Genomic DNA, 17,554 nt, shown 5'->3' with positions numbered 1-17,554 from the left:
ATTCTTCGCTGTATTTCACCATAGAAAAAACACCCCTAAAGTTAGATTTTTAACTCTAACTTTAGGGGTGCAGCACCCCATGGTGTTCTCTTTTTTATGTTACCCTGTATATTTCATGACTTGCTTCTTTTTTGTTAAGCTTCTTAGTTTTTCAGGATTATATCCAACAACAATTGCTTCTCCATCCGTTAAGATCGGGCGGCGCAACAATTTGGGCTCTTGAATAAGCAAGTCGATCACATCGGATAACAACATATCATCTACGTTAAGATTTAATGATTTAAACGTGCTGCTGCGCGTAGCAAGCAGTTCGTCAAGCCCTTCTGATGTCAAGGACAACAATGTAAGCAGTTCTTGACGTGAGGGTGTTTCACGAAAAAGGTGACGCTCCTGAACATCAACTGAATGGGCAGACAGCCATTTTTTCGTCTTTCGGCATGATGTACAGCTTGGGTACGTAAAAAAAGTAACAGTAGACATTGAATAGTCCCCCTTTTTTCTTCTTGAATACATTGTACATTACTTATACAATAATTGTACATTTTTTATTCTGCGAATTGTGTCTTTTTTCTTAACAAGCGAAAAAGTATGACTTTTATCATTTTTCTCCATAAGATTATTGCTTATAATAGATAAAAACTGACGGGGTAATAAAAATGAACACCATTTTAAAAGTAACCGGTGCACTTGCAGATGGGGTACGCTATTCAATTTATGACTATATTTTAAAAGGACATGCAAATGTGACCTTGCAAGACGCAGCAGCTGAATTTAACATACATCCAAACGTGGCGCGCCTTCATTTAACAAAGCTTGAGGATGCAAATTTAATCGCTTCTTTTTTGCATAAAACGGGAAAAGGCGGGCGTCCGGGCAAAGTATACAAGCTGGCAGCTCGTGTTGGATATGCGCCGTAAATGGAAGAAATAGAAGGAAGGCCAAATGTCCAATTTGTCATTTGCAATTGCCCATTTAAACAATTGCTATGTGAAAAAGCGGCGATAACCTGCCGGATTCATAAAGCTTTTTTGCAAGGAGTGATGCAGGCGCTTGTTCGGGGAAATGGAGCTCTATCAAAAAACGACGATGCTTGATGGCTGCGGGGATTGCACGTATTAAGCAGTCGTCACAAACTGATGGAAAGAAACGTTTACAATTCCATATGTATTCCTTTATAATATGTTATTGATGGAGTAAGTCCATAAAGGGGGGATACATAATGGATCGAATGTTTCGTGTAATGGCATTCTGGACTGCGATTTTTGCTTTGATGTTTTATCTCGGGCACATGAATATTACCGCACTGCTTTTCCTCGGTCAAACTGGATTTTTCTTGTTATTAGGGTATTTACGTCTTTCTGAGCGCATGTACATTTATGTTTTTGGCGCATACTTGACCGTTTTCTTTGCAGGGTTTACATATTGGTCAACGTTCATGATGACGCCAGGAAGCGGCGGACATTAATGTCACCCGAAGCCTTTAAAGCAAATATTTGCTTTAAAGGCTTTTTTTGTTAAAGTTTTGTAAATGCCCTCAAAAAGTAATGAAATATTCAGACTTTTGTAGTATGCTCAAAAAAAGAAAGAAGGTGATGATTTGCAAGTCGAACAAAAAATTGCACAAATGCTTGCTGCAGCTGTCAGTATGCAGGCAACGGATATTCATTTAACACCGAAAACAAATGGCTATTTGATAAAAATGCGTGCTGGTGGGGAGCTGTCTAAAAGCGATTCATTTTCTATTCGTGAAGGGGAAAGGCTTATCGCGTATTTAAAGTTTACTGCATCAATGGATATTGGTGAAAAACGAAAACCCCAAAGCGGCTCTTTTCGGCAAATGATTAACGGGTTCCCGTTATCACTGCGAATTTCGACACTTCCTGCTGTTCCTCACAAAGAAAGCTTAGTCATCCGTATATTGCCTCAAAAACACGTCCCACATCTTTCAGAACTGACATTATTTCCATATACAGCAATGAAACTGACTTCCTTATTAAACCATTCACATGGTCTTATCCTGCTTAGCGGTCCGACCGGAAGTGGAAAATCAACTACGCTTTACTCCATGATTCAGCATTGTGCAGCCACTCTAAACAAACACGTTATTACACTTGAAGACCCCGTTGAAAAACAACAAGATTCATTCGTGCAAATACAAGTAAATGAAAAAGCAGGCATTACGTATTCAACCGGCTTAAAAGCAATTTTGCGTCATGACCCTGATGTAATTATGGTTGGAGAAATACGGGATGAAGAAACAGCCCGAGCGGCTGTAAAAAGTGCTCTCACAGGTCATTTAGTCCTGTCGACAATCCATGCCCGTGACGCTGCCGGCGTAATTGAAAGGTTAATAGAGCTGGGCGTTTCGCGTCATGAAATCACTCAAACAATGACCGGTATAACCGCTCAGCGGCTCGTTCGCATCCTTTGCCCGGAATGTGGAACTTCTTGCGGAGATGAGTGCACGCAGGAAATACGACAGGCCATTGTTTGTGAAATGCTGTCTGGACAGGCGCTAAAGGAGGTGACAAACGGCGAAACATTATCAGCTTACAAGAGGTTAAAAGATGAATTGCGAAAGGGGATGGCGTATGGATTCATCGCGCATGAAGAGTGGGCTCGCTGGCATTTTGGCGAAGCGGATGTCAGCGAAAAATGGCGCTGATTTCATTATGAGGCTCGGTGAAATGATGATGAAAGGATTTACGATTGGTGATGCAGTTGATTTTTTAATGATGAACATTTCAGGCATAAATAAAAAACAAATAGCGGTGATTCGAAAATCGCTTCAAGATGGAACGCCGCTTCATGAAATATTGCCGATTTTGAATGTTCCTTCGCTTATATGCCTGCAAGTTTTCTTTGCTGAACAACATGGAAATGTTCAAGAAACACTCGTTCACGCAGGAACACAGTGGAGAAAATCAGAACAATCGAAAGAAAAGCTCATCAGGCTTTTACAATATCCCGTTTTTTTACTCGCGTTACTTGTCATTTTATTAACGGTCTTAAACACATTTGTCCTTCCTCAGTTCCGCGACCTGCATGCTTCAATGGGCTACGAGCCTGAGGGGGTAATTGCTCTTCTGCTCTTTTTTCTTCAATGGGCTCCGCCAGCAGTTCTTCTTATTGTACCCACACTGACAGGTATCTGCCTGTTTCTATTTGCTCGCTACAAGCTGCTTTCACCGCATAAGAAAGCAGATATGCTGTCAAAACTTCCATATATTCGAACGTTTTTTCAACTTTATTTTACCCGGCTGTTTGCACGGGAAGCGGCTCAGCTATTAAATAGCGGATTTGCGGTTAATGAGCTGCTGCATGTGTTTGAAGAGCAAACTATTTATCCGATGCTTCGTGCGGTGTCAAAAAAAATAAATGGTCAATTAATCATGGGAGAAACATTACAAGAAGCGATTTCCAGCATCCCTTGGTTTGACCGAAAGCTCTCCGCTTTAATTGGTCATGGAGGCGCAAATGGACGAATCGGTGAAGAATTGCTTCTCTACGCTGAATTTTGTGACCAGCTTGTTGAAGACAAAATCAAAAAATTGACTGGGATCATTCAGCCGGCTGTCTTTCTAATTATCGGTACGATTGTAATGGCTGTTTATTTATCGGTCATGCTTCCGATGTTTGAAATGATCGGATCCGTCTAATAAAGGAGGAAGAAAAGATGAAACAACTAGTAAAAAATGAACGAGGCTTCACGCTAATAGAAATGATGATCGTCCTTTTGGTGATTACGGTATTGCTTTTTATTGCTATTCCAAATGTAGCGAAGCAAAGCAAAAATATTAATGCAAAAGGGTGCGACGCATTTGTGCATATGGTGCAGGGTCAAGTACAGGCTTATCGAATTGACAACGACTCATTGCCTTCTTCAATTGATACACTTGTGACCGACGGGTACTTAAGAGATGATGAAACGACTTGCCCGGGCGGCGGTGCCGTAACGATTGATGCGGAAGGGACTGTAACAGCTGGTGGTGCATAAAGAAAACGGGTTCACGCTGCTCGAAATGATGATCGTGCTAACGATTTTTATAGTATGTCTCGCCGCAGCATTGATTCCGCTTCGAACCATAGCAAATGATGTAAGCGATCGCCAATTTTTTCAGCAAATCGAGCGAGATTTATTTGCGGCACAGGCGTATGCGATTGCTAAAGGGACGAACGTTGTTGTTCACTTCTTTGAAAATGGGCGTAACAACTATCATATTTATACATTTGAGCAGTCAAGGAAGACGCTAATAAAACGTGAGATTCCAAACCGTTTCATTCGTGATGAAAGAAATATGAGCGCAATCACTTTTTTGCGGACGGGCATGACAAATCGGTTTGGAATCATCTACTTTACGACCGAAGAAAAGAGCACCAGACTTGTATTTTTAATCGGAAGGGGCCGTTTTTATTTTTTGGAAGAATGAACACGGAATGACACTCGCAGAAAGCATACTGGCATTAACGGTTTTTTTCATAGCAGCGGCTGTTCTTCTGCCTTTTTGTATGAAATTATTTGAAGAAACATCATGGCGTTGGGAGAAGCAGGAAGGAATGAGAAAGCTGTATGAAGAAGCGGAATCCCGAATCTTTTCAGAAGCTTCATTTTTTTACAAACTGGATCAATCAACTGTTAAAGGAGAAATTGTTTGGAAAGAGACAAAAGGAAAATCGGAAGCATGTGTGGCGATCGGAGAAAAAACAACATGTGTGGTGGAACAATAATGGATTTACAATGCTGGAGTCATTAATTGTTTTAACGATATTCACTGCCTGTGCTGCTTCTATCCCGCTTTTATACGATGGTGTGTACCGGACAACCGAAGCTGGTAAAGCAGAAAAAAACACGGAATGGGAACTTTTCATCATTCAACTGCGCAATGAAATGCAAATTTCGCAAGGCTGGCACCTGTCTGGAACAACGCTGCAATATTCAGCTGTCGGTTCAAATGATTCCATGGTGTCGATTAGCAAATATAACGACAAAATCAGGCGGCAGGTGAACGGACAGGGACATGAAGTTTTACTGCAAAATGTAAAAAGTGCCATATTTTCAATTGAAGGAGGGAAAGTATATATTCACGTTACGTTTTCAAATGGCGAACAAGAAGGCGCATCGATTTATCCATTTCATAAAGAAGCCCCTTAATAGTGAGCATGGTATGATTTATCCGCACATTCTGCTTATTCTTGTGTTGATAACAGCAGCATCTGTTTCAGCCGCGGATTCTTCTGTAACAAAATGGGAAACGGCGGATTACTTAACGGATTATTATGAAATGCGGATTATCGAATTGATGGCGCTTCGGGACGTTTTGTCACAGTCAGATCCGGCTTCGTTTACGATGCAGACAAATAGAGGAACAACTAGTGTTGATATAATAGAGACGTCAGAAAAAGATCGCCAGATTCGCATTACGACCATTCATGAAGACGGTTTTTTTCACGCCACTTATTATTATGATATGAAAAACCATTTGATTGTGAAGCGGACTGAATATAATTAACGTCCATTTTGAGCAATATAAAACAGGCCGCCGTTTAAGACTGAGATACGGATCACTGGTTCAAAGCGGCGTATAATCGCCGCTTTCTCGCGTTCAAAATGTGCATTGTTTTCCTCATTTTGTTCAAAAAAAGAGTCAAGAAGCGCTAATTCTATTTTTTTCTTTTCTAGGGCGGATTTGGCCCAATCATGTTCTTCTTGTATTATGTCCTGCCGCAGTCTTTTTTTCATTCTGTTTAAGCCGCTTGCCGGTGTAATAAGCGGTGAGAGCACATAGTGATACGGCGCGATCATATGGCTCAAAGATAAGGAAGTTAATTTTTCTGAAAAGTTGTTTGAAAAAGTTCCGCTAATTAAATGAAGAGCAAGCGGGACAAGCTTTTCTTTTTTGCCGTTTGCTTCATACGAAAGATGAAAATGGACAAATAACCAAGGTTCAAGCTGTACAGTTTTTGAAGATATACTTGTTTCGTACATTTTAATAAATGAAGCTCTTTTTTGGGCGTATAAAAGAAACTGATGGAAACGCGGCGAGCCAAATGTAATATATTCTTCCTGATACTTGAGCAGCCGGCCGGGGTCTTTTGTGAAAAAAGTGAAGGCGAGCGGATCGCCAGGCTGTCCTAGCTGATCTTTATAATGCCAATAAAATGGTCTGTTCATTAAAGCGCGGTCTGCTTCCTCGGTTAACTGAACGGTCAGTGAGTCATTCGATTCTTCAAGGATACGGCATTCACAAGCGTTAAAAAATGTGCGAAGAAAAGGCATCAATGTTGATCACTCCAATACAGCGGCAAGGTTTTGCATTTTTATTTCCCACTCACCAACACTTTTCGAAGTATGAAAAGCGTCTTTCAAGTGGTCTTCAATCCAGTTTTGATCCAAAATAGTATCAAGCTTTCCGATCGCCGTTTGGAAAAGAGCGATTTTTTCATAAAGTAATGCCAGCATGCGGTCTTCAATCGATTGTTTATAAGCAAGATGATAAATATAGACGTCTTGATTTTGCCCATAACGATGAACACGACCAATTCGCTGCTCAAGCTTCATAGGATTCCACGGCAGATCAAAATTAATTACGTGACGACAAAATTGCAGGTTCAGTCCTTCGCTTCCGGCTTCGGTTGCGATCAACACACGGGCGGGTCCTTTGAAAAGCTCGATCATCCAGTCTTTTTTTCCTTTTTTAAAGTTTCCCTGAAACGATACGGCAGGAATATCATGTGAACGAAAAAACAGCTCCAAATACTGCTGTGTCGCCCGGTATTGTGTGAAAATAAGTACTTTTTCATTTAGCTGTTTGACGATGTCGAGTGCTTTGTCCGCTTTTGAGTTTTGTTTAATGGCACCCGCAAGAGCGGCAGTGTTTGTCTGGGCGAACCCTTCCTGCTTTATTAAGGTAGCGAGGGCGGCATATTTGCTGCTGCACGCTTCCCGCTGCAGTGTCAGCAGTGTGATAGCACCTGGCAGGCAGTCAGACAGCGATTCATAAAAGGCTTTTTCTTCTTTCGACGGAGTAATACGAATCGTCTGCACAAATCGTTTAATCGGCTCTTTTTCTACATTGGTTCGAACGTTGCGGATCATTACTTGTTTGAGCAGGGCATGAAAAGCATCGCGATTTTGCATTGATCGCTTTCCATCTTTAAATTGGGTCTGAAAGAATCCATTGTTGCCAAACAGTCCGGGTTTTAACAGAGAAACAAGATGAAATAATTCATCCGCATTATTTTGAACTGGAGTGGCCGTCAGTAATAAACAATAGGTTTTATTTAGACCATTGACAAATTGATGATTTTTCGTTGCTGGATTTTTTAATCGGTGTGCTTCGTCAATAATGACCATATCAAACAGTGTATCGGAAAATACATCAGCGAATTTTGACTGCTTGGCTGAATCGATCGATGCAATTTGAACACCATTCCACGACCAGTCCGGTTTTTTTCGCTGCACCAGTGCAAAAATCTGAAATTTTTCGCGCAGTTCTTTTGCCCACTGGCTCACGAGCGAGGCGGGAGCTAAAATGAGCACGCGGGAAACAAGTCCCCGTAACATGTATTCTTTTAAAATGAGGCCTGCTTCAATGGTTTTGCCAAGCCCAACTTCATCGGCTAAAATGGCAGTGCCATTCATTTCTTCCATGACCGTTTGAGCCGTCTTGATTTGATGGGGAAGAAACTGAATGTGCGGAAGAAAATCAGGTGCCAGCAGCCCATTGAAATCAGAAGGAAGAATGCGATTTTTCGTCTCGGCTGTTAACTTGAAAAGGGACAAGCTTCCAGGTGAAGACGCACTTTGTAATTCCTTTTCAAGAAATTTTTCCCATGAATCGTCGTACAAAATGGCGGGCTTCATCTTATTCAGAGCCTCCTCTGTTTTTTAAGTAGTGCACCTAGTCTGTCCTTAAAGGATAAATGAAATACATAAAATACAGACAAAAAAACAGTTCTGCATATGCAGAACTGTTTTTTATTTTGTTTTTACTTTTCCTGTCCATTTTTTAAATCCACCTTGTAAATGATGGATGTCCCGGTATCCTTTTCTGTAGAGCATTTGGGCGGCACGGCCGCTGCGAAGGCCGCTTTGGCAGTACAAATAAACAGGCTTGTCCGCACGAATTTCTTTCATGCGCTGTTTCATTTGTGTTACAGGAATATTGCGGGCGCCTAAAATGTGGCCGCCATTGTATTCATTCGGTTCGCGCACATCAATCAGCTGCGCTTTCCGGTATCCTTGTATAAATTCTTCCTGGCTGAGCGGTTTCACCGCACGCTTTTGAGAAAAGTACATGAAGATTGCATACAAAATAATCACGCCGAGTACTGCGGCAATAGAATAAAGCAACGTCGTGTTCCCCTTTCGAATAAACTGCTTCTTTTATTATATCCATACGGTCATCAGATGAAAAGAAAATTCTCTTTTAAAAAAAGAAGTATGTTCGCCTTTGATTTTCCGGTTCAATTTGATAGACTAGTTGAGGGAATTTACAACGAAAAGAAGGCGTATAACATGACAAAAGAAACGTGGGCTTTTCTGGATACTGGAAATCAAAGTGCGGCTTATAATATGGCCGTGGACGAAGCGCTTTTAGATTGGCACAGCCAGGGCGAAATTCCGCCTATTGTTCGTTTTTACGGATGGGAGCCGGCGGCACTGTCAATTGGATATTTTCAAAAAGCGTATAAAGAAGTGAACTTTGAGGCACTTAAAGAACATGGACTTGGTTTTGTTCGACGTCCAACTGGCGGCAGAGGGGTACTACACGAGCATGAGCTGACATACAGCGTCATTGTCAGTGAAGAGCATCCGGATATGCCGGCGGGCGTGACAGAAGCGTACAGAGTGATTTCTGAAGGTGTGCTTCAAGGCTTTCGGGCGCTGGGGCTGGCTGCAGAATTTGCTGTACCACGAACCGAAGAAGAAAAAGCCAGTTTGAAAAATCCACGTTCGAGTGTTTGCTTTGATGCACCGAGCTGGTATGAGCTCGTTGTCGAAGGAAGAAAAGCAGCCGGCAGCGCACAGACACGGCAAAAGGGTGTCATTTTACAGCACGGCTCCATTTTGCTTGATATTGATGAAGACAAATTGTTTAGCTTGTTTCACTATTCAAGTGACCGGTTAAAAGATCGAATGAAATGTGCGTTTAAGGATAAGGCTGTTGCGATCAATGCTCTGTGTGCCAAACGGGTTACGCTTGATGAAGCGCGGGCCGCCTTTAAAAAAGGGTTTGAAGAAGGATTAAATATTCATCTTGAACCGCTCGTTTTAACAGACGATCAAAAACGTCAAATTGATAAAATTCAGCATGAGCGGTATGAAAGTGATAACTGGAATTTCCGCAGATAAGAAGAATAGTTTGTAGCAAAAAAATAAAATTTTTTTGTCGGTTTTAGTTGAAGTCCAAGGCTTTTCCTTGTTTTAGGCAAGATCTGGCGGCTTGACAAACTATGTAATCTCAATCAATATATAGAGTGTGATCGAAAAACAAACACAATATATTGTGTTTGTTTTCGTTTTTTGTTACAACAGAATACTAAAGGGGTTGTTTCTATGTCCGCTACGTCCACACAGCACATGTCGCTTAACATCGACAATTTAAACAAGGACATCAGCATTTTTCCGCAGGTTTTCCCTGTCACACCGGAAATGAAGATTACACACAAAGGCGTCTCCCGCCTTGTCATGATTGACCGGTACTCATTCAAAGATACGCAAAAAATTACATTGTCTGAAGGCGATTTTGTCGTTTTGACAATTAAAGAAGACCCAAAATTCCCTGCACGGGGAACGGGCTTTATCGTGTCACTCGACCGTGAAGCAAAAAAAGCATCGATTTTAATCGATGAAGAATACCGCAGTGCCATTGATGATCCAAAAGAAGCTGAAACCGGCATCGTTCATCGCGGGCTTGATGTTATTGAAAAACCACTCGAAGTATTTTATGAACAGATTGCTAAGCGTAACGCAGCAGGTCTTTCTTCCGTAGAAAAAACAGAAGAAAAGAAAAAAGAATGGTTCGGCAAATTTTACAACGAACTTGTGAACCTAAATTTCATTCCGGCCGGCCGTGTTTTATACGGGGCAGGAGCAGACACGGACGTAACGTACTTTAACTGCTACGTGATGCCATTTGTTGCTGATTCGCGTGAAGGCATTTCTGAGCATCGCAAGCAAGTAATGGAAATTATGAGCCGTGGCGGCGGCGTCGGCACGAACGGATCGACACTTCGCCCACGAAATACGCTCGCACGCGGCGTCAACGGTAAATCCTCGGGCTCTGTATCATGGCTGGATGACATTGCAAAGCTGACACACCTTGTTGAACAGGGAGGTTCGCGCAGAGGCGCCCAAATGATTATGTTAGCTGACTGGCATCCAGACATTGTTGAATTTATTATTTCAAAAATGCAAAATCCGCGTATTTTGCGCTATCTTCTTGAAAACACAGAGGATGAGCAAATTAAAAAAGCCGCGAAAGACAAGCTGAATTTTAAACCGCTCACAGAACGTGAAGAGCAGATGTACCAAGGGGTTGTCAATTACAAAAACATTCCTGGCTACGGCGGTTTCAGCCCTGAAATCTTTAAAGAAGCGGAAGCAAAGCTTCAGACAGGCGGCACATACAGCGTGCACAACGCTGAGTTTTTAACTGGAGCCAACATTTCGATCTGCTTGACGAAAGAATTTATGGAAGCAGTTGAAACAGATGCTGATTACGACCTTCGCTTCCCGGCTGTTGAAAAGTACAGCAAGGAAGAAATGGTGCATTACAACGAGAACTGGCATAAAGTCGGTGACGTTCGTGAATGGCAGCGCCAAGGGTACGAAATTCGCACGTACCGCAAAATTAAAGCGCGTGAATTGTGGAACTTAATCAACGTATGCGCAACGTATTCAGCGGAACCGGGTATTTTCTTTATCGACAATGCAAATGACATGACGAATGCAAAAGCATACGGTCAGCAGGTTGTAGCAACAAACCCATGCGGTGAGCAGCCACTCGCACCATTTTCTGTCTGCAACTTAGCAGCCGTTAACCTGGCCCAAATGGCAGACAAAGAAACAAAAACAGTGAATTTCGACAAGCTGAAAGAAACGGTCCGCACCGGTGTCCGTATGCAGGACAATGTTATTGATGCAACGCCGTACTTCTTAGAAGAAAACAAAAAGCAGGCGCTCGGTGAACGACGTGTCGGTCTTGGTGTAATGGGACTTGCGGACTTGCTGATTTATTGTGAAAAAGAATATGGGTCGGCAGATGGCAATACGCTTGTCGATGAAGTATTTGAAGCGATCGCTGTAACGGCGTACGAAACGTCTGTTGAGCTGGCGAAAGAAAAAGGCAGCTTCCCATTCCTTGAAGGGGAAACGCTTGAAGAAACAAACCGCCTGCGTGATGCCTTCATCAACACTGGCTACATGAAGAAAATGCCTGAACATGTACGTGAAGCGATTGTTGAAAACGGTATTCGCAACTCTCATTTGCTGACTGTGGCACCGACGGGATCAACTGGAACGATGGTGGGTGTGTCTACAGGTTTAGAGCCTTACTTTTCATTCACATACTATCGCAGCGGACGCCTCGGCAAGTTTATCGAAGTCAAAGCGGATATTGTGAGAGATTATTTAGAGCGCAATCCTGAAGCCAATCCGGATCAACTGCCTGACTATTTCGTAACAGCGATGGGTCTCGCACCTGAAGCGCATGCGGATGTCCAGTGTGTTATTCAGCGCTGGATCGACAGCTCGATCTCTAAAACAGTTAATGCACCGCGCGGATACACAGTAGAGCAGGTTCAAAGTGTATACGAACGCCTTTACAACGGCGGAGCAAAAGGCGGAACGGTTTACGTCGATGGAAGCCGTGACTCTCAGGTGTTGACACTGAAAGCGGAAGAAAACAACTGGGATGAAGAAGAAAAAACTGAACCGAAAGAACATGAAAACCATGTTGTTTTAATTGATACGATTCAAGATCTGCGTTCAACAAATGTGACAATCGGCAGCGAAGTCGGCAATACATGCCCGGTCTGCCGCAAAGGAACAGTTGAAGAGCTTGGCGGCTGCAACACATGCACAAATTGCGGCGCCCAGCTGAAATGCGGCTTATAAAATTGAAATAAAGTAATTTAAAGAGCCGCCCCTAAATAAGGAGGCGGCTCTTTCGTGACCAAAAGCAGATACTTGTTCAAAAAAGCTCTGCCCAAACGTACGGGCAGAGTCATTCGGATGAAGCGCGTGAGTTCCGTTTTCCTTTGTTTCCTTGAATCACGGTTAAATGTGAGGCTTTTTTGCGGCGGGCCATTTTCTTTTTCGGCTTGGCGGCAGTAAAAGCCACGGATCGGGATGGCTTCGGTTTATAGCTTGCTTTGGGCGTACGGCGCTTTTTAGACTGTTTGACGGCTTTTGAATAAGCGCGATCTTCACTGCGATTGCCGCCAGCGCGGTTTTTCATAAAAAGCCGGAGTAAAAACATGACAATCACGACGGTGATGACGGCATATGCAATCTGACGCACGAGCTGCCCGGGAGAGGTGATCATCATAGACACGAGACCAATGGCAGCGAGTGCAGTAATAACGGAAACAACGACAGTACGAACATTCATTAAAGCCACCTCCCGGAAAATAGTGTTACTTACATATTAGACAATTTCGTCTGCTTTTAATCCCTTTTCAGCACTTTCTTCGATGGAAATTAATTTCTCAAAAGAAGCAATCGCAACCTCTACTTGATCATTCGACGGTTCTTTTGTCGTCAAAAGCTGGAGCCAAAGCCCTGGATAGCCAAGCCACTTTAATGCTGGAATGTCACGGACTTTGTTCGTGAGCTGCAGCACTTCAAACGAGATACCAAGGACGACGGGAATAAGCGCCAGACGATTTAACACTCGTACATATAATGGCTCAGTTGGTACAAGCATATACACGAAAACGCCAACAATGACCGTAAATAAAATAAAGCTTGATCCGCAGCGGTAGTGAAGCCGGGAAGATTTCTGCACATTTTCAATAGTCAGCGGCAAACCATTTTCATAAGCGTTAATTACTTTATGTTCCGCTCCGTGATATTGGAACACCCGTTTAATAAGCGGCGTCATTGAAATCAAATAAATGTAAACGAGCAGCAGCACCAGCTTGAAAAATCCTTCAATTAGAATTTGTGAAATATCACTTGAAAAAACCGGTTTCGTGAGTACAGCTAAAAAAACAGGAACAAGGGTGAAAATAAATTTTCCGAACAGAAACGATAGGATTCCGACGAGAGCCGCACCGAATACGAGTGTTAACTTGGACGGTTCTTCTGCTTCTGTTTCTTCCTCCCCGGGATTAACATCATACCGGTCATTTGCAAAGTTTAAATGTTTGGATCCTGTCGCGGCGGCATCCAAAATGGCAACGATGCCTCGAAGAAATGGGATTTTTTTAATCGTTTGCAGAGCCGGACGGATCGTGCGCGGCAAGTGAAAATACTCAATTGATCCGTCATTTCGCCGTACAGCTGTTACCGTATGTTTTTTTCCGCCGAACATGACGCCTTCGACAACGGCCTGGCCGCCGTACACGGGCTTTTCATTACTCATTTCATCAGTTCCTTCTTTCATTCATCCCTAGGCAGGACAGGTAGTAATCATATTTTAGCGGTAATCCGGCTAAAATAAAAGCGAGACTTGTTCAGAGGAGGAAAGAAGATGAGTAAGCAAAATAAGTCTAAACATTCTGATTATTTGAGGCGTGGTATTTTTGAGACAGCCATTACGGCTGGCCTGTTGCTTTTGCTGTTTAGCTGGCTGGCTTATACATTCCATTTTATTAACTGGAATCCTATCTCGATGCTGTCCGCTGTTTCATCATCGACGATTGTGAAGTATGGGATTGCAGCTATTTTGACCATATTTATCTCCATCGTGCTTTCTTTATTATACTATGCGCTGCTCCGGAAAAGAAAGCCATTCCTTTCGGGAATAACTGTTACTGTGCTTCTTTTTTTTATCGTTTTTTTCATAGATGATCACAGTCCTTTGCAATTAATCACTATTTTTGCTCTTCTCTTGGGCTACTGCCTGTTTATCAGTGTAACGATTTCCTGGCATCAAGAGCAAGGCAGGTAGTCAGCAGCCGATTGAATATGATAAACTTATCGGGAAAAGCGAAGAGGCGGGGGACAAACAATGAAGAGAATTCTGCTCATGAATGGTGCAAACTTAAACCGGCTTGGGAAACGAGAGCCGCACATTTACGGCTATACAACACTTGCGGAGCTTGAAAGCCGAGTCGTCAAACGCGGGGAACAAACAGGAGTGCAAGTCATTACGTTTCAGTCGAACTTTGAAGGGGAGCTTGTTGAAAGGCTTCATCTAGCAGAAGATGAAGGACTGGATGGGATTATATTTAATCCTGGCGCTTTTACACACTACAGTCACGCGCTTGGGGATGCCGTGGCAGGCATAAAAGTACCGGTTATTGAAGTACATATTTCAAATATTCATGCTCGTGAAGAATTCCGGCAACGTTCTGTCATCGCGCCCCATGCTGCGGGACAAATGTGCGGCTTTGGGTTGTACGGATACGAAATGGCACTGGACTTTTTAGTAAATAAGGAGGGCTGAGGAATGAGCCAAATTGAAAAATTGCGTTCACAAATGATTGCAAAAGGATTAGACGGCCTTTTTATTATGAGTCCATACAATCGCCGATATATAAGTGGATTTACCGGAACGGCGGGTGCTGTGCTCGTGACGGGAGAAGCCGCTATCTTTTTAACGGATTTCCGCTATACGGAGCAAGCGGCAGCACAGGCGGAAGGCTTTACCATTATTCAGCATACAAAATCGCTTTTTGAAGAAGCGATGGGACAGGCTGAAACATTGGGTGTACGCACGCTCGGTTTTGAAAAAGAATACATTTCATATCAGGAGTTTGAATTGCTTCAAAAGCATTTTAACGGTACGCTTGAGCCGGTCGCGGGACTCGTAGAAAACTTGCGCTTGATTAAGACGGAATCAGAGATTAAGATATTAAAGGAAGCGTGTGATATTGCAGATGCAGCGTTCAAGCACATTCTAGATTTTTTAAAGCCGGGAGCGAAAGAAATCGATGTGTCAAATGAACTTGAATTTTTTATGAGAAAATGTGGTGCAGCTTCTTCTTCCTTTGATATTATCGTCGCTTCGGGCGCCCGATCTGCGCTGCCACATGGTGTGGCCAGTGAGAAAGAGATTGAATCCGGCGACTTTGTGACGCTTGACTTTGGCGCATATTATAAAGGATACGCGTCAGATATTACCCGTACGGTTGCCGTGGGCGAACCAACAGATCAGCTGAAAGAAATTTACGCGGTCGTTTTAGAAGCGCAAATGGCAGCAGTCGATCAAATTAAGCCGGGGATGACTGGAAAGGAAGCAGACGCCGTGACACGTGATATCATTTCGTCAAGAGGATATGGAGACGCGTTCGGTCATTCGACTGGCCATGGACTCGGACTCGAAGTACATGAAAGCCCGAGACTTTCAGTCATGAACGACAAACCGCTCCAGTCCGGTATGGTTGTGACAGTAGAGCCAGGTATTTATTTGCCGGGCATCGGCGGCGTCCGGATTGAAGACGATATAATACTCACAGACGGCGGGAATGAACTGCTCACACATTCAGCTAAAGAACTTATTATTTTGTAAAACTCCAGGAGGAACACAGATGATTTCAGTAAATGACTTTCGTACAGGCTTAACGATTGAGGTAGAAAACGGCATTTGGCGCGTTGTGGATTTCCAGCACGTAAAACCAGGAAAAGGAGCGGCATTTGTACGCTCAAAGCTTCGTAATCTTCGTACAGGAGCAATTCAGGAAAAAACGTTCCGTGCCGGTGAAAAAGTCGGAAAAGCGCAGATCGACAACCGCCGCATGCAGTATTTGTATGCCAACGGCGACCAGCATGTATTCATGGATACTGAATCATATGACCAGATTGAGCTGCCGGCATCACAAATTGAATATGAATTGAAGTTCTTGAAAGAAAACATGGAAGTATCAATTATGATGTACGGTTCTGAAACACTCGGGGTTGAGCTTCCAAACACAGTTGAATTGAAAGTAACCGAAACAGAGCCGGGTATTAAAGGCGATACAGCATCAGGCGGTACAAAACCGGCGATCGTGGAAACAGGTCTTTCTGTTAACGTACCGTTCTTCGTAAACGAAGGCGATGTTCTCATTGTGAATACAACAGACGGTTCATACGTATCACGCGCATAATCACTTCAGCGAGCGTACCTTAACGGGTACGTTCTTTTTATTTGCGTTCTGGGCCGCTTCTTCGTACGATAAAAGAAGACAAATAGAAAGAAGGTCGATCGTGTTGAACATGAAAGAAAAAATAAAACCGCTGATCCCGGACTTTCAATCAAGAGAGCCGGCGCTTGATCAGCTGAATTCGTTTCCATTTGAAAATATAAACGATTTGAAAAAAATTGGCTATACGAAAGCGATGCTGCCACAAAATGGCGGTATGTCACTCGTTGATTTTGTCCAGCACCAGGAACTGATTGCGAAAGGGTGCGGAGCAACAGGTCTTTCGATCGGATGGCATACTGGCATTTTAATGGAGTATGCGGAATACCGGCACTGGAATCCGGATATTGCTGATTTTTTAGTGGGAGAAGTGCAAAAAGGAAAACTCATTAACGCGGCAGCCAGTGAGCGCAATGCTGGAAGTCCGCTTCGGGGAGCAGCGTTTAAAACGAAGGCTGTACTCGATGGTCATGAATATTTATTGAGCGGCGAAAAAACATTTACGTCTGCCGCACCGGTTCTTGATTATGTGTTTGTGTCCGCTTCGATTGCTGAAACAAGTGACTCTGCTGTATTTCTCGTTCCGATGTCAACGGAGGGGGTGTCGATTCGTGAAACGTGGGACAGTGTGGCCATGCGTGGAACAGCCAGCCATGACTTAATTCTTGAAAATGTACGGATACCGGCCCATTACATTGTTGAAAAGCTCGATGACTCGTACCGTGCCCGTCGAAAAGGGTCACTGCTTCATATTCCGGCCTGCTATATTGGCATTGCTGGGGCAGCCCGCGATTACGCACTTCATTTTGCAGCATCGTATACACCGGCTGCACTTGATCATCCCATTGGTGAATTACCTGTAACACAGCAAACAATCGGAGAAATGGAAATGAAGCTGATGACCGCCCGGCAATTTTTATATCGAACGGCCGAGCTTTACGACCGAGAGCCGAATGAACCGATTAAGCCGCAAATGGCTGCAGCAAAAGCATTCGTCACTAATACAGCCATTGAGGTGACCGACATAGCGATGCGGATTGTCGGCGCCAGAAGTTTGTCTGAGAAAAATCCCCTTCACCGCTATTGGCAAAATGTACGTGCCGGTCTTCATAACCCGCCGATGGACGACATTGCCTACCGGACGCTTGCACAAGATGCACTGGCTCGTATCCATCAATAAACCAGTTAACCGCCAATTCGTTTGGCGGTTTTTTTTCATGGATAATGTGCCTTTTTCATTCATACAATGTGAAAAGAG

The 17,554-nt window shown here is 43.4% G+C and carries 22 protein-coding genes; 16 read left to right on the top strand and 6 right to left on the bottom strand.

All coding sequences use genetic code 11. From position 1 onward, the window contains the following. Window positions 1-99: 99 nt before the first annotated feature. Entirely contained in the window at window positions 100-480 is a 381-nt protein-coding gene (locus NLX67_RS13105) for a Spx/MgsR family RNA polymerase-binding regulatory protein (RefSeq protein WP_254312024.1), read from the bottom strand. A gap of 176 nt (window positions 481-656) precedes the next feature. Between NLX67_RS13105 and NLX67_RS13100 the strand changes: the two genes are divergently transcribed. The 9 genes from NLX67_RS13100 (at window position 657) to NLX67_RS13060 (ending at window position 5,510) form a co-directional block, all read left to right on the top strand. Then, window positions 657-917 carry a helix-turn-helix domain-containing protein gene (locus NLX67_RS13100; RefSeq protein WP_254312023.1) on the top strand — a complete coding sequence of 87 codons (261 nt, stop codon included), beginning with the start codon at window positions 657-659 and terminating at the stop codon, window positions 915-917. Window positions 918-1,219: 302 nt separating this feature from the next. Beyond that, window positions 1,220-1,465, top strand: a complete 246-nt coding sequence (locus NLX67_RS13095) for a DUF2626 domain-containing protein (RefSeq protein WP_046178809.1) — start codon at window positions 1,220-1,222, stop codon at window positions 1,463-1,465. Between the two features lie 132 nt (window positions 1,466-1,597). Beyond that, window positions 1,598-2,665, top strand: a complete 1,068-nt coding sequence (comGA, locus tag NLX67_RS13090) for a competence type IV pilus ATPase ComGA (RefSeq protein ID WP_254312022.1) — start codon at window positions 1,598-1,600, stop codon at window positions 2,663-2,665. Then, on the top strand, window positions 2,568-3,659 hold the full coding sequence (gene comGB / locus NLX67_RS13085; protein WP_082091455.1) for a competence type IV pilus assembly protein ComGB: 1,092 nt from the start codon (window positions 2,568-2,570) through the stop codon (window positions 3,657-3,659). The genes comGA and comGB overlap by 98 nt, the downstream gene beginning before the upstream one ends. Before the next feature lie 17 nt (window positions 3,660-3,676). Beyond that, complete coding sequence (gene comGC, locus NLX67_RS13080; RefSeq protein ID WP_254312021.1) at window positions 3,677-3,997, top strand: competence type IV pilus major pilin ComGC; 321 nt, start codon at window positions 3,677-3,679, stop codon at window positions 3,995-3,997. Then, complete coding sequence (comGD, locus tag NLX67_RS13075) at window positions 3,987-4,430, top strand: competence type IV pilus minor pilin ComGD (RefSeq protein ID WP_254312020.1); 444 nt, start codon at window positions 3,987-3,989, stop codon at window positions 4,428-4,430. Before comGC ends, comGD begins: the two co-directional genes overlap by 11 nt. Before the next feature lie 7 nt (window positions 4,431-4,437). Continuing rightward, window positions 4,438-4,728: a hypothetical protein gene (locus NLX67_RS13070; RefSeq protein WP_046180341.1), complete on the top strand. Its 291-nt coding sequence runs from the start codon at window positions 4,438-4,440 to the stop codon at window positions 4,726-4,728. Next, on the top strand, window positions 4,712-5,152 hold the full coding sequence (comGF, locus tag NLX67_RS13065) for a competence type IV pilus minor pilin ComGF (protein ID WP_254312019.1): 441 nt from the start codon (window positions 4,712-4,714) through the stop codon (window positions 5,150-5,152). The genes NLX67_RS13070 and comGF overlap by 17 nt, the downstream gene beginning before the upstream one ends. A gap of 13 nt (window positions 5,153-5,165) precedes the next feature. Beyond that, on the top strand, window positions 5,166-5,510 hold the full coding sequence (locus NLX67_RS13060) for a hypothetical protein (protein WP_254312018.1): 345 nt from the start codon (window positions 5,166-5,168) through the stop codon (window positions 5,508-5,510). On the opposite strand, the gene NLX67_RS13055 is transcribed toward NLX67_RS13060, so the two are convergent. The 3 genes from NLX67_RS13055 to NLX67_RS13045 all read right to left on the bottom strand — a co-directional run bounded on the left by NLX67_RS13055 (window position 5,507) and on the right by NLX67_RS13045 (window position 8,299). After that, window positions 5,507-6,277, bottom strand: coding sequence for a YqhG family protein (locus tag NLX67_RS13055; protein WP_046180585.1), 771 nt, complete (start codon window positions 6,275-6,277; stop codon window positions 5,507-5,509). The genes NLX67_RS13060 and NLX67_RS13055 overlap by 4 nt on opposite strands. 9 nt (window positions 6,278-6,286) lie before the next feature. Next, window positions 6,287-7,864 (bottom strand): DEAD/DEAH box helicase, encoded by a 1,578-nt coding sequence (locus tag NLX67_RS13050; RefSeq protein ID WP_046180344.1) that lies wholly within the window; start codon window positions 7,862-7,864, stop codon window positions 6,287-6,289. Between the two features lie 114 nt (window positions 7,865-7,978). Further along, window positions 7,979-8,299: a rhodanese-like domain-containing protein gene (locus NLX67_RS13045; RefSeq protein ID WP_046180586.1), complete on the bottom strand. Its 321-nt coding sequence runs from the start codon at window positions 8,297-8,299 to the stop codon at window positions 7,979-7,981. A gap of 219 nt (window positions 8,300-8,518) precedes the next feature. Between NLX67_RS13045 and NLX67_RS13040 the strand changes: the two genes are divergently transcribed. Then, the gene (locus NLX67_RS13040; RefSeq protein ID WP_254312017.1) at window positions 8,519-9,355 is read left to right on the top strand and encodes a lipoate--protein ligase family protein; all 837 of its coding nucleotides are present in this window, start codon (window positions 8,519-8,521) and stop codon (window positions 9,353-9,355) included. A 204-nt stretch (window positions 9,356-9,559) separates the two neighbouring features. Then, window positions 9,560-12,121: a vitamin B12-dependent ribonucleotide reductase gene (locus tag NLX67_RS13035; protein ID WP_254312016.1), complete on the top strand. Its 2,562-nt coding sequence runs from the start codon at window positions 9,560-9,562 to the stop codon at window positions 12,119-12,121. Between the two features lie 109 nt (window positions 12,122-12,230). On the opposite strand, the gene NLX67_RS13030 is transcribed toward NLX67_RS13035, so the two are convergent. Both NLX67_RS13030 and NLX67_RS13025 read right to left on the bottom strand, forming a co-directional pair. Further along, window positions 12,231-12,617: an SA1362 family protein gene (locus tag NLX67_RS13030; protein WP_254312015.1), complete on the bottom strand. Its 387-nt coding sequence runs from the start codon at window positions 12,615-12,617 to the stop codon at window positions 12,231-12,233. A gap of 36 nt (window positions 12,618-12,653) precedes the next feature. Then, the gene (locus NLX67_RS13025) at window positions 12,654-13,592 is read right to left on the bottom strand and encodes a DUF1385 domain-containing protein (RefSeq protein ID WP_046180409.1); all 939 of its coding nucleotides are present in this window, start codon (window positions 13,590-13,592) and stop codon (window positions 12,654-12,656) included. Window positions 13,593-13,700: 108 nt separating this feature from the next. Here NLX67_RS13025 and NLX67_RS13020 point away from each other — a divergent pair, with 108 nt between their 5' ends. From NLX67_RS13020 to NLX67_RS13000, 5 genes are all read left to right on the top strand, one after another. Beyond that, window positions 13,701-14,120 (top strand): YqhR family membrane protein, encoded by a 420-nt coding sequence (locus NLX67_RS13020; protein ID WP_254312014.1) that lies wholly within the window; start codon window positions 13,701-13,703, stop codon window positions 14,118-14,120. A gap of 60 nt (window positions 14,121-14,180) precedes the next feature. Next, the gene (aroQ, locus tag NLX67_RS13015; RefSeq protein ID WP_254312013.1) at window positions 14,181-14,618 is read left to right on the top strand and encodes a type II 3-dehydroquinate dehydratase; all 438 of its coding nucleotides are present in this window, start codon (window positions 14,181-14,183) and stop codon (window positions 14,616-14,618) included. Between the two features lie 3 nt (window positions 14,619-14,621). Then, on the top strand, window positions 14,622-15,683 hold the full coding sequence (locus NLX67_RS13010) for a M24 family metallopeptidase (protein ID WP_254312012.1): 1,062 nt from the start codon (window positions 14,622-14,624) through the stop codon (window positions 15,681-15,683). 19 nt (window positions 15,684-15,702) lie between these two features. After that, a complete protein-coding gene (efp, locus tag NLX67_RS13005) occupies window positions 15,703-16,260 on the top strand; it encodes an elongation factor P (protein WP_046180413.1) in 558 nt (185 codons plus the stop codon). Window positions 16,261-16,369: 109 nt separating this feature from the next. Continuing rightward, window positions 16,370-17,476: an acyl-CoA dehydrogenase family protein gene (locus NLX67_RS13000; protein WP_046180597.1), complete on the top strand. Its 1,107-nt coding sequence runs from the start codon at window positions 16,370-16,372 to the stop codon at window positions 17,474-17,476. The last annotated feature ends 78 nt before the right edge of the window (window positions 17,477-17,554 follow it).

The organism is Domibacillus sp. A3M-37 (assembly GCF_024213455.1).
In the GTDB taxonomy this organism is placed as follows: Bacteria; Bacillota; Bacilli; order Bacillales; family Domibacillaceae; genus Domibacillus; species Domibacillus tundrae.
Note: the sequence above shows the minus strand (reverse complement) of the source record. Positions and strands in the feature narration are given on the sequence as shown.

Coding starts and splice junctions, on each gene's coding strand:
- NLX67_RS13035 (WP_254312016.1), top strand. CDS start 9,560: ATGTCCGCTACGTCCACACAGCACATGTCGCTTAACATCGACAATTTA.
- NLX67_RS13020 (WP_254312014.1), top strand. CDS start 13,701: ATGAGTAAGCAAAATAAGTCTAAACATTCTGATTATTTGAGGCGTGGT.
- NLX67_RS13105 (WP_254312024.1), bottom strand. CDS start 480: ATGTCTACTGTTACTTTTTTTACGTACCCAAGCTGTACATCATGCCGA.
- NLX67_RS13060 (WP_254312018.1), top strand. CDS start 5,166: ATGATTTATCCGCACATTCTGCTTATTCTTGTGTTGATAACAGCAGCA.
- NLX67_RS13040 (WP_254312017.1), top strand. CDS start 8,519: ATGACAAAAGAAACGTGGGCTTTTCTGGATACTGGAAATCAAAGTGCG.
- comGC (WP_254312021.1), top strand. CDS start 3,677: ATGAAACAACTAGTAAAAAATGAACGAGGCTTCACGCTAATAGAAATG.
- NLX67_RS13095 (WP_046178809.1), top strand. CDS start 1,220: ATGGATCGAATGTTTCGTGTAATGGCATTCTGGACTGCGATTTTTGCT.
- NLX67_RS13100 (WP_254312023.1), top strand. CDS start 657: ATGAACACCATTTTAAAAGTAACCGGTGCACTTGCAGATGGGGTACGC.
- NLX67_RS13010 (WP_254312012.1), top strand. CDS start 14,622: ATGAGCCAAATTGAAAAATTGCGTTCACAAATGATTGCAAAAGGATTA.
- NLX67_RS13030 (WP_254312015.1), bottom strand. CDS start 12,617: ATGAATGTTCGTACTGTCGTTGTTTCCGTTATTACTGCACTCGCTGCC.
- NLX67_RS13000 (WP_046180597.1), top strand. CDS start 16,370: ATGAAAGAAAAAATAAAACCGCTGATCCCGGACTTTCAATCAAGAGAG.
- NLX67_RS13070 (WP_046180341.1), top strand. CDS start 4,438: ATGACACTCGCAGAAAGCATACTGGCATTAACGGTTTTTTTCATAGCA.
- NLX67_RS13055 (WP_046180585.1), bottom strand. CDS start 6,277: ATGCCTTTTCTTCGCACATTTTTTAACGCTTGTGAATGCCGTATCCTT.
- aroQ (WP_254312013.1), top strand. CDS start 14,181: ATGAAGAGAATTCTGCTCATGAATGGTGCAAACTTAAACCGGCTTGGG.
- comGB (WP_082091455.1), top strand. CDS start 2,568: ATGAATTGCGAAAGGGGATGGCGTATGGATTCATCGCGCATGAAGAGT.
- NLX67_RS13025 (WP_046180409.1), bottom strand. CDS start 13,592: ATGAGTAATGAAAAGCCCGTGTACGGCGGCCAGGCCGTTGTCGAAGGC.
- efp (WP_046180413.1), top strand. CDS start 15,703: ATGATTTCAGTAAATGACTTTCGTACAGGCTTAACGATTGAGGTAGAA.
- NLX67_RS13050 (WP_046180344.1), bottom strand. CDS start 7,864: ATGAAGCCCGCCATTTTGTACGACGATTCATGGGAAAAATTTCTTGAA.
- NLX67_RS13045 (WP_046180586.1), bottom strand. CDS start 8,299: ATGTACTTTTCTCAAAAGCGTGCGGTGAAACCGCTCAGCCAGGAAGAA.